Origin of the sequence: Ferrimonas futtsuensis DSM 18154, from assembly GCF_000422645.1 — a bacterium.
GTDB classification, from domain to species: Bacteria; Pseudomonadota; Gammaproteobacteria; order Enterobacterales; family Shewanellaceae; genus Ferrimonas; species Ferrimonas futtsuensis.
The window spans coordinates 130,975-144,921 of the sequence record NZ_AUGL01000009.1 but is presented as its reverse complement, the minus strand read 5'-3'; the positions used below and the strand labels follow the sequence as shown (position 1 = coordinate 144,921).

Genomic DNA, 13,947 nt, shown 5'->3' with positions numbered 1-13,947 from the left:
GTCGATCATTATACTTACGGGGCAACGGTTTACGTTGCCCCGTTTTATTTTGGCAACAAGTCTGTATTATCTTCGCCAAAGAACAAAAACGATCTCCAAGGAGTGCTCCCAATGATCACCGCCTACCTTCTGCGCAACGATGTGTGGGAAACCCGGGAATTGGGTGTCGAGGATGGCATCCCTGAACACACCCTGTGGATCGATCTGTTTCGCCCCGATGATGACGAGCGTCAGTGGCTGTCGCGCTACCTGTATGAAGAGGCGCCGGACGAAGAGGACATCAACGAGATTGAGGCCTCGGCGCGTTTTTATCTGGATAACGACGGGCTGCACATCAACTCCCTGTTCCCCCAGCGAGTGGGCCATGAGGTCCGGGCCATCAACGTATTTTTCCTGGTCCAGCCCAGTCGTCTGTTTACCATCCGTGAAGAGGATGTGGGCCTGATCCGGCTGATGCGAAACTACCTGCGTCTGGGGAGGGTGGAGGCGGACCGGCCGGAAGCCCTGCTGGTGGAGCTGTTCAACCTCAAGGTGGATTACCTGTCGGATCAGCTGGAGGATGTCTACACCGTGCTGGATGAGCTGTCCGAAGAGGTGTTCGACAACGACAAGCTGGATGAGGTGTTCAAGCAGATCACCCTGCAGGAGGATGGAAACGGTAAGATTCGTCTGGCACTGCTGGATACCCAGCGGGGATTGCGCTTTATGCAGCGCTACTATCGTCGCCATCTGCACGAGGAGGAGATGAAGGACGTCAAAGAGATGCTTTCCGACATCGAATCCCTGCTGCCCCACACCCAGTTCCTGTTCGACAAGATCAACTTCCTGCTGGACGCGGCCATGGGCTTCACCAGTTTGCAGCAGAATAAGATCATCAAAATCTTCTCGGTTGCGGCCGTGGTGTTTCTGCCACCGACCCTGATTGCGTCCATCTATGGAATGAACTTTATCTCCATGCCGGAATTGCGCTGGGAGGTGGGGTACCCCCTGGCCCTCGGACTGATGCTGTCCAGTGCTGTGGGTACCTACTGGTTCTTTAAGCGCAAGGGCTGGCTGTAGTTGCAGGGCTGGGCTACAATGCCGCCCAAATTTTTTAGATGGAGCGCATCATGGCCAGAGCCTCGGCACGACATATCCTGGTTAAAACAGAACAGGAAGCCCTGAAACTGAAGCAGATGATCGCCAAGGGCGCGGACTTCGGCCAGCTGGCGAAGAAGCACTCCCTGTGCCCCTCCAAGCGCCGCCAGGGCGATCTGGGTGAGTTTGGCCCGGGTCAGATGGTGAAGGCGTTCGATAACGTGGTGTTCAAGAAGCCGGTGCTGGAAGTGCACGGTCCGGTGAAGACCAAGTTTGGCTATCACCTGATCCAGACCCTCTACCGCAGCTGAGTCTGTTTATGCAGACAAAGCCCGCCAATTGGCGGGCTTTGTTGTTTTTGAGGCAAAATCTAATGCGAATAAAGATCGGAATTGTGATCCCAAGCCTGGCTTTCGGCGTACACATGTACGCATAATGCTGGCCTCATCAAGGCGGTAGCTTGGGATTAGCAAGATGAAATTAAGTTGTGGTCAATGTGGTCAGAGAGTACAGCTGTCCGACATTGTGTGTGGCGAATGTGGTGCCGGTCAGCATATGGAAGCCTTCGGCGGAGTGGACCCTTTGGCCAGGCCCAAGAGTCGTCGGCTGGCCGCCTGGCTGAGCTTGCTGCTGGGAGGCCTGGGTGCCCACAAGTTCTACATGGGACAGCACATCAAGGGCACCCTCTATCTGGCATTCTGCTGGACCCTGGTGCCCACCGCCCTCAGCGTGATGGAAGCGGTGCGCACCTTCCGCATGAACACTCAGCAGTTCCAGTTCCGCCTGCGTCAGGCCGCAGGCTGACTCTGCTGGTCTCGGGGACAGAGTTCAACGCTGCCGCTGCCGGGCAGTTGCTCTACCAAGCCCCAGCCCATCAGGGTTGAGGGTGTATGGTAACCTGAGGCATCCGCCTGGGACAGCAGGTGCTCGGTGACCGCCAATGCGCCGCTGACGGTGACGTCATAGCCGTTGGCGGTGTGCACCCGACCTTCCACATAATCCCCCTTGGCGTTTCGCACCTCGCCCCAGACCCAGGTGGTATGGCGTTTCCTCTGGTCGTCACTCGGGCCTTTCAGCTCCCGCTCGATGCGGCCTTTAATCAGGCTCTGCACCCACGACCACCCCAGCATGCTTCTGAACCAGTTCATTCGTTTTAGCTGGGCGATCTTCCGCGGTGACATGGGGATAAACACCTCGATGTTGTCGATGCCGGTGCTGTGCCAGGCGGTGGACACATCGCCCCAGGGGATCGCCACTGCCATCTTCGGCTCATGCCCGAAGGCGATGGTGCGGGTGAAAGTCGCCAGTGGCGTCGCCACTAGCTTGCCGTTTCGGCGAACCATGCTGCCCTGAGCCAGCGCTTCCACCGAGGTTTTGGCGGTACCGGGTGAAAAGCCGGAGCGGCTGTCAAACCCCAGGGCCAGGTGATTGGCATCAGGCAGTGCGGCTTTCAGCCGGGCCGCCAGGCAGTCGGTGGGGATGACGTCGAACCCCACTCCGGGAATGAGCACCACGCCCGCATTGCGGGCCTTGTCATCCAGGGCGGCGGCGCGCTCGAACACCTCTATTTCACCGGTAATGTCCAGATAGTGGCAGCCATACCTGAGGCACGCCTGCATCATGGGGTCGGCGGTGGCGGAGAAGGGGCCGGCGCAGTGCAGCACCAGTTTGATATCGCCTAAGGCATCCCCTCCGATCGACTCCAGAGAGAAACTGCGGCTTTCCAGGCCGAGCTCCTCGGCCAAGGGGCCAACCTTGTCGGCGTTGCGGCCAGCCAGTATGGGGGTCAATCCCCGCTTGACCGCTTCCCGGGCGATCAGCTCTCCGGTATAGCCATTGGCTCCGTATATCATCCATTGAGAGTGACTCATCTAGGCTCCCTGCGCCTGGCGCAAAATCAGTTTGAAGAAGCGTTCCGGCAGCCACCGCTTGAGCCACCAGGCCTGGCGTGACTTGCGGTGGGGCAGAATCAGGAACTCGCCTTTACGGGCGTGCTGAACAATGTAGTCCGCCACATCGGCGGCGCTCAGTTCAGAGCGTGCCATCAATTTCCCGGCGACCTTGGCCATGTTGACCCCCTGAGGGTTGAGCGAATCGAGCAGGGGGCTGGGGAAGAAGGCGGGGCAGACCACATGGACGCCCACATTGTGGCTGTGCCATTCCAGCCTCAGGGTTTCACTGAGACTGACCAGGGCTGCCTTGGAGACGTTATAGGTGGCCATGGAGGGGGCATTGGCCAGGGCAGCCATAGAGGCGATGTTCACCAGGTGACCGCCGGGCACCATGGCACCGCTGACGGTGCGGCACAGGCGAACGGGCGCCATCAGGTTGATGTCCAGACAGCGCTGCCATTCGCTGTCCGGCAGGGATTCGAAGCGGCCCCCTGAGGCGATGCCGGCGTTATTGAATACCCAGTCGAAGCCCGGCTGATGCTCCTCCATCAACGACTGCAAGGCATGAAAATAATCGGGATCGGTCAGGTCGCCGGCCAGAGTCAGGTGGTGATCCCCCAACGCCTCCTTCAGAGCAGCCAGCGCCTCGGCGTCCCGGTCCAGCAGCCACAGCCTGGCCCCCTGGTCCTGGCCCAGTCTGGCCAATTCGCGTCCCAATCCCCCGGTGGCTCCGGTGATTAACCACTCCTTGTTCATCAGATACCTCCTGGTAAAAACGAACGTTCGTTCGTTATTGACGATAAACTAAACAGCTTGTAGGGTGAAAACAAGTCTCATCTCGGAAACTTCTTATGGATCTCTATCTGCTCCGTCACGGTCAGGCGATGTTCGGCAGTCCGGATTACGACCAACTGAGCGATCTGGGCCAGCGGCAGGCTCTCTGCCTGGGTGAGGAGCTGGCGGACTGGAACCTGTCCGATGCCACCCTGGTCAGCGGCAGCCTGAAACGTCAGCGCCAGACCCTGGAGGGGGTGTGCCGTGGCGGAGGGTTTACCCCCACAGAACGGCAGGACCCGGGGTTCAATGAACTGGAGATCATGGAGCTTATTCCCCTCTACTGGCCGGCGGCTTGCGAGCGACTGGGGTTGTCCCTGACCCCGAAGGAAGCCAGTCAGGATATGCGCTATTTCCTGCCTCTGATGAGCGAAGCCCTCAGGGTCTGGATCGCAGATCATGGTCAGCGTGAAGGGGAGAGCTTCAGTCAGTTCAGACATCGGGTCCTCGAAGCCATTGCCGAGCACCATCAGGGCAACAAGCCCACCCTGGCGGTGACCAGCGGCGGTGTCATCAGCCTGGTTGCAGGCGAGGCGTTAGGGGCACAAGCCTCTCATATGGCTGAACTTATTCACCAAGTTAATAACTGTAGTATAACCCACCTGCGCTATGCCCGTGGACAGTGGCAGTTGCAGGCGTTCAACATCAATGGCCATCTGCGCCGACAGGATATGCTGACATGGAGGTAATATGGATTTTTCCCTCTCACCCGGCCTGAAAACCGCCTGCGACGAGGCGTCCTCTCTGGTTCGGGAGCAACTGATTCCCCTCGAACCTCTGCTGCTCAGCCATGACTACGCCACTCTGATGGGCGAGCTGGAGGAGGTGCGCCAGAGCGTTCGCGAGCTTGGGCTGTGGGCCCCGCACCTGCCGACCGAGCTGGGCGGGATGGGCCTGTCGCTCATCGAGTTTGCTCAATTGGCTGAAGTCCTGGGTTACTCCCCCCTGGGGCACTTTGCCTTTGGCTGTCAGGCGCCGGATGCGGGCAACGCCGAGTTGCTGCTCCATTGCGGCACCGCCGAGCAGCGCAGCCGCTACCTGGAGCCCCTGGCCAAGGGGGAAATTCGCAGTTGCTTCGCCATGACCGAACGTCAGTTGGCCGGGTCCAACCCACTGATGATGAACAGCGAGGCAGAGTTCGATGGCGACTGCTGGCACCTGAATGCCCACAAGTGGTTTACCACCGCCGCCGAAGGGGCCGAATTTGCCATAGTGATGGCCAAGACCCACCCGGAAGCCCCCCCCCATCAGCAGGCCTCTATGTTGCTGGTGCCCATGGATGCCCCCGGCGTCACCCGCATCCGCAACATCTCGGTGATGGGCGGAGAGGGTCACGGCCCCTTCAGCCATGCCGAGATGCTGTTCGACGACGTCAAACTGCCGGCGGATGCCCTGGTGGGCAAGGCAGGGCAAGGGTTTGCCCTGGCTCAGGCCAGATTGGGGCCAGGGCGGATACACCACTGCATGCGCTGGCTAGGACTGGCCCAGCGGGCCCTGGATGAGACCGTTGGCTACCTGAATCAGCGGGCGATCACCGCTCAGAAGACCCTGGGAGAGCAACCCCTGGCCCAAGGGTTGCTGGCGGAAGCCGCAGCGGCACACCGGGCGGCGCGCTGGTTCGTCCTGCACACCGCCTGGCAGGTGGACAGGGAGGACTTTGCCACGGTGCGGGCGGAGATCGCCATGATCAAGTTCCACACCGCCCGCATGCTGCAGCAGGTGGTGGATACCGCGGTTCAGCTTCACGGGGGGCTGGGCGTCACCGACGACACCATACTGGCCTTCCTCTACCGGGAGGAGCGCGCCGCTCGTATCTACGATGGCCCAGATGAGGTGCACAAACTGTCTGCGGCGAAGCACCTGCTCAGGGCGCATCGATGACTGACATTGCCTGCTCTCTGGAGCAGTTTCAGCGGCAACTGCAGTGGCAGCCAGACGGCTTGTGGCAGAGCTTTCGCCACCACTGCCTGCCCCAGCTGAAACAGAAGAACCCCAAGCGGACCGATGCCAGGCTGGCGGCGATCATCAACGCCACTTTTGAACTGGCGAACCTCAAGGGGTTTCATGCCATGACTCTGCGTCAGCTCAGTGAGGCAAGCGGCCTCAGCCTTGGGGGACTCTACGGCTACTTCGACAGTAAGGAGGCGTTGGCCGCCTCCATTCATCGATTTATCCGGATTCAGTTCGAGCAGGTGCTGCTGCCGATGATTCGTGCTTTGCCCCGGCAGCAGCAACTTCAGGCGATCTGCCGCTATCACCTCTATCTGAGTGAGCTGATGCAGCCCTGGTTCTACTTCGCTTATATGGAAGCGCGCCATCAGAGCGACACCCTTCGCCGGGAAGCGCTGGCCCTGAGCGAACAGGTGGATGACGAGCTGCATCGCAGCCTGATGCAGTTGGGGCAGGTGGAGCAACCGGTGATCGCCGTTGGCTTGCTTAAGCATCTGTTGCAGGGTTGGTACCTGAGGCGCAGCCACTTTCGTAAAGCCGGTGTCAGCGTGGATGCCTATACCGACTACCTGCTTAACCGAGTTCAACTTCTGTGTCATGGAGAGACCAGCAATGACCCAATCCCTCAACCTTGAAGCCCTGCGTGCCTATCTCGCTCAGCATCTCCCCCAGTTGGGTGAACTGGCGTCGGTGACCCCCTTCGAAGGGGGGGCCTCCAACCTGAGCTTTATGCTGGAGTGCTCGGAACGCACCCTGGTGCTGCGCATGCCGCCCCCGGGAACCAAGGCGGCCACCGCCCATGACATGGACCGGGAGGCGCGGATGCTCTCGGCGGTGGCGGACGGTTTTTCCCTGGTGCCCGAGGTTCTCCACAGCTGTCAGGATGAACAGGTTCTGGGGTGCCCCTTCTTCCTGATGAGTTATGAGCCGGGAATCATTTTAAGGCGCAGCCTGCCGGACACCCTGGGGCTGGCCAAAAGCCAGGCGTCTGCCTTGTGTCAGACGATGATGGATACCCTGGTGAAGCTCCATGCTCTGCCCATTGACGGCACGCCTCTGGCGGAACTGGGTAAACCTTTGGGCTATGTCGAGCGTCAGGTGTCAGGCTGGAGCGAGCGTTATCGCAACGCCCTGACCCCGGGGGCCCGCGGCGCGGAGCGGATCATGACCTGGCTGGCTGACAACCGGCCGCCGGAGTCTGGGCAGGCGGTGATCCACAACGATTTCAAGTTCGACAATCTGGTACTCAACCCGGAAGACCCCACCGAGATCCGTGCGGTATTGGACTGGGAGATGGCCACCCTGGGCGATCCCCTTATGGACCTAGGGTGTTCCATGGCCTACTGGGTGGAGGCGGGCGACCCGCCCCAGATGAAGATGCTCAGGCAGATGCCGACCCACCTGCCGGGGATGTGGAGCCGTCGCCAACTGGTGGCCTACTACGGTGAGCAGACCGGCCGGGATGTCAGTAGTTTTGCCTACTACTACGTCTTTGGCCTGTTCCGGCTGGCGGTCATTGTCCAGCAGATCTGGTATCGCTATGTGGAGGGCAGCCGCCAACACCCCGCCTTCGCACGATTTGGTGAGATGGCTGCGGTATTGATGGACAGGGCGGCGGCAGAGATTGATGAGTTGGAACAGGTGGCCGTGCGCCCGGCGCTGCTGCAAAAGCTCGAAGGCACAGGGCTGCTCTCTCTTGAGGGCCGGGTGGCCCTGGTGACCGGCGCCAGTCGGGGCATTGGCGAGGCGGTGGCCCGACTGTATGCGGCCCATGGCGCCAGGGTGATCCTCTCCAGCCGCGACCAGGGATCCCTGGAAACGGTGGCGGTAGACATCCGTGAGAGTGGTGGCGATGCCAGGGCTATCGCTTGTCATGGCGGCGACAGTGCGCAGATGCAGCAGCTGTTTGAGCGCATCGACGCCGAGTATGGCCGACTGGACATCCTGGTGAACAATGCCGCAGCCAACCCCTACTTTGGCCACATTCTGGATACCCCCCGCGAGGCGATGGAGAAAACCATCGAGGTGAATCTTTGCGGTTACTTCCAGTTTGCCCAGTTGGCCGGAGTGAGGATGCGTGAGCAGGGGGGCGGGGTGATCATCAATACCGCCTCGGTCAATGGCCGCATTCCGGCGCCGGGGCAGGGGATCTACTCCATCACCAAGGCGGCGGTAAACAGCATGACCGCAGCCTTTGCCAAGGAGTGCGCCCGCTACAACATCCGGGTCAATGCGGTGCTGCCTGGCCTGACGGAGACCAAGTTTGCGTCGGCGTTGACCGACAACCCGGCGCTGCTGAAGCAGATCCTGGGGCTGATCCCCCAGGGCCGGGCGGCGCAGCCCACTGAAATTGCCCCCGCCTTCCTGTTCCTGGCGTCCGATGCGGCGGCGTACATTACCGGCATTGAGTTGCCGGTGGATGGTGGCTATCTGGCGTGATCCGCGGGTTGACTGTGTGCGTAGATCGTTGGTCTAAAAAGGGAGAGTGTTATGAAGCGGTTGTTCTTTATTTTTGCCCTGTTGATGACCGGCTGCACCTCGGCGCCCGAGGGGATAGCGCCGGTGCGGCCGTTTGAGCTGGAGCGCTACCTGGGCACCTGGTATGAGGTGGCCCGGCTGGATCACCGCTTCGAACGTGGCCTCAGAGACGTGACCGCCGAATACTCCATGCGAGAGGATGGCGGCATCCACGTGGTGAATCGCGGTGTTGATGAGAAGACCGGAGAGATGAGCGAGGCCATCGGCCGGGCCTACCCGGTCGGCCAGTCCGATGTGGCCCATCTCAAGGTCTCCTTCTTTGGCCCCTTCTTCGGCGCCTATGTGGTGTTCGAGCTGGACCCGGAGTATCAACACGCCTTTGTCAGCGGGCCCAACCGGGAGTATCTGTGGTTGCTGGCACGCACACCTGAAGTCTCCGAGGAGGTCATGACCAGGTTCCGGCAGCGTGCCGCTGAGCTGGGGTTTGATCTGCAGCCACTGATCGTCAACCCCTGATGCGTTTCAGTTCCGCCACTTGATGGAGCACCCCATGCTGGGATGCTGCTCCTGTGGGCCGCTTCCGGTCTCGGCAACCATCCGCATGGCGTCGAGCAGCTCGGTGGTTCGGTTGGTCTCATCGCCCATTTTGGCGTCATCCAGACGCCCCCGGTACTGCAGCTCCCCTTTGGCATTGAAGCCGAAGAAGTCCGGGGTACAGATGGCGTTAAACGCTTTGCCGACGGCCTGGTCCTCATCCACCAGGTAAAGGAAGGGAAAGTCGTGTTGCCGGGCAAACTCCACCATCTTGGGCGGCGCATCCTCCGGGTAATCCCGGTAATCGTTGGACATCACCGCCACCACGTTAATGCCTTCATTCATCAGCTGTCTGGTGTCCGCGGCTAGCCGGTGGGCTACCCGCTTTACATAGGGGCAATGGTTGCAGATGAACATCACCAGCAGCCCTTTGCTGCCCAACTGCTCACTCAGGGTAAAGGGGATGCCATGGGGGTCGCTCAGGGTGAAGTCCGGGGCTTTCCAGCCAAAGTTGCAGACAGGGGTGTCCAGTAGCATATCAAGCTCCTGTGGGCCGTTAGCCAATCTGGGTCATTTCATGAACGGTAAAGCTCTCCACGGCGCCCTCTACGGCTGCCAGGTACGCCTTGAGGTGATCATTGGCCATATGGTCTTGCCACGCCTCCCGGGATGCCCAGTTTTCGAAGAACAGGAAGTGCGCCGGGTTGTCATTGTCCTGGTGCAGGTCGTAGTTGATGCATCCAGATTCGGCGCGGGTGGTGGCGATCAGCTTGAGCAGTTCCGATTTTACCAGCTCAATCTTGTCGGCATTGGCTTTGATGTGGGCGACGATGGTCAGCTTGGTCATGGGGGTCTCCTTGGCATTGTGTAGGACCTCAAGCCTAGCACCTTGTCCCCAGGGTTAAAGTAGCCAGGGGTTGAAGCACTATTAAAAGAATCTAAAGAATACAGTGTGCTTCGAAAAAATATTCAATGTCCGAAGGGAACTGAGTGGCCGGGCCTGTTGAGGCGCCGGCCGATGGGTGTCGATCATTTCGAGCGGGTGGATTCCACTTCACGAACCCAGTCACAGGAGATGCCAGCCTTGGCGTGGTGCTTGTGAATCGCTTCGGCGTTGGGGGCTTCCAGCACGCAGTAGATCAGATTGTCTTTCCTGCTGAACAGGATGTCGTGGTGAGTGACACCAAATTCATCCGCCGGTGCGTTTTGCAGATCTCTCAGCTGCTGCTCGGTAAAGGGCTCCATGGGGTGAGTGTCGATGAACTTAGGCATACGTTGTCTCCTCCGTCCTTCTGTATTTAGTGGCCATCGGTCTCTGCTTTGCTGACAAAGATTGGCCACCTTGGCTCACGATTGCGGAACGGGAATCAACCTATCAAAGGATAGGCCAGATGGCCGGTGACGTAACGACGCATTTATCCCACTTTTTGTTGCCGGATGTGACGCTTTCCGGCCCAGTCCACGATTCTCTGCATTGCCCAGTCGAAGAGCCCGGGACACAGCCGGGCAAAGTGATAGGTGAGTTTGGCCTGAACGCCGGGGATGATCAGAAATCGTTTCTTTTCGAGCCCTTTGAGGGTGGCCCGGGTGACCGCATCCACCTGAAGCGTGCCGCCAAGATCTTTCAGCAGCCTGGCCACAGGGCTGATGTAGGTGCGCTCCTGGGCCACCATCGGGGTATCCACCTCGGGTGGACAGAGCACCGACACACGGATGCCCAAGGCGTGCACCTCCTGTTTCAGTGCCCCAGCCATCCCCAACAGGGCAAACTTGCTGGCGCTGTAGCCAGAGTAACCATAGGGGGCGATAAGTCCGGCCAGGGAGCTGACAAAGCAGATCTGTCCGCTGCCACGTTCCACCATCTGGGGCAGCCAGGCTTTGGCCAGGCGTCGGCATCCCAGCAAGTTGGTGGTGAGGATGGCATCGAACTCCTCGTCGCTCTGTTCCATGAAGGGGATGCTCTGGACGATGCCGGCGCTGAGGAGCAGCAGATCCGGTACCCCCTGTCTGGCTTCGACCTGCTGCTGATGGCCGTAGGCCGAAGCGGCGTCGGCAACGTCGACTTCGTAGGTTTCAAAGCTCTGGTTGTTATCGGTGGCCAGATGGCGGCACTCCAGCAGTGCCCGTTCCAGTCTCTTGGGGTTTCGGGCCAGCAGGGCAATGCTCCAGCCCTTGGCGGCGTAGGCCCTGGCCAGGCCTAGCCCTATGCCGCTGGAGGCGCCGGTGATCAGCACCAGTCGTGGTCGCATATCACTCATGATCGCTCTCCTCGAGCTTGGCCTGCGGGGATAAAGCGGCCAAAGCCTGGAGTTTTGCCGAGATCGGGTTGAACCACATCCCCGTCCACTGCCAGCTTGCCATTGATGAACACCTGTTGGACGATGCCGGGGTTGCGATTGACCAGCCTCTGAAGGTCAAAGTTCTCCATCTCGCCCCAACTGACCGACTCCAGATTCTGACTCAGCTCGTCAGGATCCAGAATCACCAGGTCGGCCCTGTCTCCCTCTTTGATGCTGCCGGCGTCCACCCCCAGCCACTGGGCCTGCTCGCCGGTGAGGCGCCATACTGCCTGCTCCAGGGTCATCACCGGCTGTCCCTCATCGATGGATTGCTTCACCAGTTTGAGCATGCGCAGAGGCAGGTTATAGAAGGCCATATTGCGGATGTGGGCACCGGCGTCACTGAAGCTGATGATGGCGTGGGGATCGCTCACCAGCTTCTTCAGCACCTGAGGCCTGTGGTTGGCCACCGTGGTGTACCAGCGCAGCTTGGTGCCGTACTCCACCACCAGATCCAGGAACAGATCCACCACATGGATGCCTCGGTCAGTAGCGACCTCCTGGAAGTTGCGGCCGACCAGGGTGGTGTCTGGACAATCGATGATGGTGGCGTCCCCAAGATCCCGCTGCCACACCCTGGGACTGAGCTTCTCGCCATAGAATTTGCGAAACTCCCGCCGATAGGTTTCGTCCTTGAGCAGGGCATTGCGCTCCACCTGGTCTTTGAGGTCCAGGGCCATCTCTCCGGCGCCAAACTCCTCGAAGAACACCACATCGATGCCGTCGGCATAGACGGTGAAGGGAGTGGGCAGCACCTGCCAGCGAAAGTCACCCCTGAGTAGGTTGGTGAAACGGGAGGTGAGCTTGGTGAGGTTGGTCAGGTAGCGGCTGCCCTTGAGATCCATCTGGCTGATGAGGGTGGTCTTAAGGGGTTTGCGCCGCCAGCCGAGGCTCTCCTTGACGTAATCGAAGATGCGCAGTGGCGTGGCCGCGTTTGGCGCGCCCTGGTGCACCCGGCCATAGCGGCGCACCAGCTGGTTCAGCCGGGCGATCTCCCGCCATTTGGCGTAGGTGCTGGGCAGGCTGCGGGACCAGGCGCGGTCACCGTCTATTTTGTCCCACTTCAATCGCATGGTGGACAGCCCGAGGAATCCCGCTTGCAGCGCCTCTTCCAGCAGTGCCTCCATCGCCTGCATCTCAGCCTCCGATGGGGTGATGCTGTGGTCGGTGGCGCGCTCCAGGCCCATGACGCTGGCTCGCAGGTCGCTGTGGCCGAGGAAGCTGATCAGGTTGGGCCCCAGAGGCAGGGTATCGATGTGTGCCAGCCACTGTGTCGGTGTCTTCCAGCACTTCTTGTCCTTGAGGATGGGCAACACCTTCTCCCTGGGCACCGTCTCCACCCGGGTGAAGATGTCTGAAGCGTCCTCGTAGTCGCTGCAGATCATGCTCAGGGAGCAGCTGCCCACCAGAGCCGTGGTCACGCCGTGGCGCACCGACTCGGACAGGCTGGGGCTGACCAGCAGTTCGGCGTCGTAGTGGGTGTGGGTGTCGATAAACCCGGGGGTGATCCACTTGCCCTCTGCCTCGAACACCCTGGCGGCAGATTCTGTGGGCAGCGGGTCGGCGCTGACCCTGGCAATGCGCCCGCCTGTGATGGCGACATCGGCGACAAAGGAGGGGCTGGCGCTGCCGTCGAAGTAGCGCCCCCGTCGAATCAGAAAATCGTACTCAGCCATGGTTGCCTGTTCCTTAAGCAGTTTTCCTATAGAAATGCATCCTACTCCCATTCTCATTATGGCGCTTGTCATTTGGTGACAGGGGTTGGATGATACTTGTTCACAGGGAGGAATGGCATGACACAAGGATTTCGTATCAGGGTCAGTGCCCTGGTGGGTATTGATCGCCTGATAGAGGCGATGGGTGGCAACGCCGAGCAGCAGCTCGCCCTGGCAAGGCTGACGCCCGCACAGCTTCACAGTGAGCAGACCATGGATATCGAGCAGCTGGCCAGGCTGCTGGAGTGCTGTGCCTCGGATCTCTGTTGTCCGGAGTTTGGCCTGAAACTGGGGGCGCTGCAGGATCTCACCATGTTGGGTGAGCTGGGCATGGTGCTCCGCCGCTGTGACACGCCGGAGCAGGCCCTCAAGGCGGTGCGCAGTCTGATGGCGTTTCACAACCAGTCTGAGTACTGGGACCACCGACTCCAGGGGCAGTTGCTGGCCATCCAACGTTTCGACAACTTTCACGGTGAAACCGATTCCCGCCACTATAAGGAGCTGGCCATCAGTGCCTGTTTCCGCTTGTGTCGGGATCTGATTGGGCCTGACTTTCGTGCCGCCCGGGTCGACTTCGCCCACGCGCCGCTCTCTTCCAGACACTGCTATCGTGATCACTTTGGTTGTGAAGTGATGTTCAATCAGCCCCAGGACACCCTGTGGATCCCAGGAGCTTTTCTGAGGCGTCAACTGCACCCTTCGCAACCCGAGGACAGTCAGCGTCTGAGCCGACAGATCAGTGAGCGTCTTAAGGTGTCGGGGCAGGGGAGGGTGGCCCAGGTCAGTGGCCTGATACAGCAGACCCTGGGCAGCGGTCAGGCCAACATTGACCATATTGCCAGGTTGCTGGGGCTGAATCGACGCACCCTGCAGAGACAGCTGAAGACGGAAGGGGTGGAGTTCAGGGCCCTGCTCAGTGAACTGCGCATGCAGTCCGCCTGTTGGCACCTGAGATTCAGCAACATGGAGGTAACGCTGCTGGCGGAGATCCTTGGCTATCACGATCTCAGCGCCTTCTCCCGTGCCTTCAAGCGGCGGATGGGAGTGTCGCCCCACCTATGGCGTTCAGCTCATCGGGAGGGGCTGACCCGCTTAACCCGAGGCACATCACAGAGCTAATGCCCGTTG

Annotated in this window: 16 protein-coding genes and 1 pseudogene; 10 read left to right on the top strand and 7 right to left on the bottom strand. The window is 60.2% G+C overall.

Translation table 11 applies throughout. From position 1 onward, the window contains the following. The first annotated feature begins 111 nt into the window (after nt 1-111). From corA to G505_RS0107905, 3 genes are all read left to right on the top strand, one after another. Nucleotides 112-1,059, top strand: coding sequence for a magnesium/cobalt transporter CorA (corA, locus tag G505_RS0107915; protein ID WP_028109074.1), 948 nt, complete (start codon nt 112-114; stop codon nt 1,057-1,059). Between the two features lie 50 nt (nt 1,060-1,109). Then, a complete protein-coding gene (locus tag G505_RS0107910; RefSeq protein WP_028109073.1) occupies nt 1,110-1,388 on the top strand; it encodes a peptidylprolyl isomerase in 279 nt (92 codons plus the stop codon). A gap of 163 nt (nt 1,389-1,551) precedes the next feature. Next, on the top strand, nt 1,552-1,881 hold the full coding sequence (locus G505_RS0107905) for a TM2 domain-containing protein (protein ID WP_028109072.1): 330 nt from the start codon (nt 1,552-1,554) through the stop codon (nt 1,879-1,881). On the opposite strand, the gene G505_RS20940 is transcribed toward G505_RS0107905, so the two are convergent. After that, complete coding sequence (locus tag G505_RS20940) at nt 1,866-2,948, bottom strand: saccharopine dehydrogenase family protein (protein WP_051215988.1); 1,083 nt, start codon at nt 2,946-2,948, stop codon at nt 1,866-1,868. The genes G505_RS0107905 and G505_RS20940 overlap by 16 nt on opposite strands. Beyond that, entirely contained in the window at nt 2,949-3,725 is a 777-nt protein-coding gene (locus tag G505_RS0107895; protein ID WP_028109071.1) for an SDR family NAD(P)-dependent oxidoreductase, read from the bottom strand. Nucleotides 3,726-3,820: 95 nt separating this feature from the next. Between G505_RS0107895 and G505_RS0107890 the strand changes: the two genes are divergently transcribed. The 6 genes and pseudogenes from G505_RS0107890 (at nt 3,821) to G505_RS0107870 (ending at nt 8,747) form a co-directional block, all read left to right on the top strand. Next, nucleotides 3,821-4,492, top strand: coding sequence for a histidine phosphatase family protein (locus G505_RS0107890; RefSeq protein WP_028109070.1), 672 nt, complete (start codon nt 3,821-3,823; stop codon nt 4,490-4,492). Nucleotide 4,493: 1 nt separating this feature from the next. Continuing rightward, nucleotides 4,494-5,684 carry an acyl-CoA dehydrogenase family protein gene (locus G505_RS0107885; RefSeq protein ID WP_028109069.1) on the top strand — a complete coding sequence of 397 codons (1,191 nt, stop codon included), beginning with the start codon at nt 4,494-4,496 and terminating at the stop codon, nt 5,682-5,684. Next, complete coding sequence (locus tag G505_RS22385) at nt 5,681-6,388, top strand: TetR/AcrR family transcriptional regulator (RefSeq protein ID WP_051215987.1); 708 nt, start codon at nt 5,681-5,683, stop codon at nt 6,386-6,388. Before G505_RS0107885 ends, G505_RS22385 begins: the two co-directional genes overlap by 4 nt. After that, nucleotides 6,306-7,139, top strand: a pseudogene (locus G505_RS23345) (phosphotransferase family protein); the annotation flags it as partial. The gene G505_RS22385 and the pseudogene G505_RS23345, both read left to right, overlap by 83 nt. Nucleotides 7,140-7,415: 276 nt before the next feature. After that, nucleotides 7,416-8,192 carry a glucose 1-dehydrogenase gene (locus tag G505_RS23340; RefSeq protein WP_425402172.1) on the top strand — a complete coding sequence of 259 codons (777 nt, stop codon included), beginning with the start codon at nt 7,416-7,418 and terminating at the stop codon, nt 8,190-8,192. A 51-nt stretch (nt 8,193-8,243) separates the two neighbouring features. Further along, nucleotides 8,244-8,747, top strand: a complete 504-nt coding sequence (locus tag G505_RS0107870) for a lipocalin family protein (protein WP_028109068.1) — start codon at nt 8,244-8,246, stop codon at nt 8,745-8,747. Between the two features lie 6 nt (nt 8,748-8,753). Here G505_RS0107870 and G505_RS0107865 read toward each other — a convergent pair whose 3' ends face one another. The 5 genes from G505_RS0107865 to G505_RS0107845 form a co-directional block, all read right to left on the bottom strand. After that, nucleotides 8,754-9,302 (bottom strand): thioredoxin family protein, encoded by a 549-nt coding sequence (locus G505_RS0107865; protein WP_028109067.1) that lies wholly within the window; start codon nt 9,300-9,302, stop codon nt 8,754-8,756. A gap of 19 nt (nt 9,303-9,321) precedes the next feature. Then, complete coding sequence (locus G505_RS0107860) at nt 9,322-9,612, bottom strand: putative quinol monooxygenase (RefSeq protein WP_028109066.1); 291 nt, start codon at nt 9,610-9,612, stop codon at nt 9,322-9,324. 182 nt (nt 9,613-9,794) lie between these two features. After that, the gene (locus G505_RS0107855; protein WP_028109065.1) at nt 9,795-10,037 is read right to left on the bottom strand and encodes a nickel-binding protein; all 243 of its coding nucleotides are present in this window, start codon (nt 10,035-10,037) and stop codon (nt 9,795-9,797) included. Between the two features lie 143 nt (nt 10,038-10,180). Then, nucleotides 10,181-11,023, bottom strand: a complete 843-nt coding sequence (locus G505_RS0107850) for an SDR family NAD(P)-dependent oxidoreductase (RefSeq protein ID WP_028109064.1) — start codon at nt 11,021-11,023, stop codon at nt 10,181-10,183. Beyond that, a complete protein-coding gene (locus G505_RS0107845; protein WP_028109063.1) occupies nt 11,020-12,780 on the bottom strand; it encodes an N-acyl-D-amino-acid deacylase family protein in 1,761 nt (586 codons plus the stop codon). The genes G505_RS0107850 and G505_RS0107845 overlap by 4 nt, the downstream gene beginning before the upstream one ends. A gap of 117 nt (nt 12,781-12,897) precedes the next feature. Between G505_RS0107845 and G505_RS20925 the strand changes: the two genes are divergently transcribed. After that, nucleotides 12,898-13,938 (top strand): AraC family transcriptional regulator, encoded by a 1,041-nt coding sequence (locus tag G505_RS20925; protein ID WP_051215986.1) that lies wholly within the window; start codon nt 12,898-12,900, stop codon nt 13,936-13,938. Nucleotides 13,939-13,947: the final 9 nt, after the last annotated feature.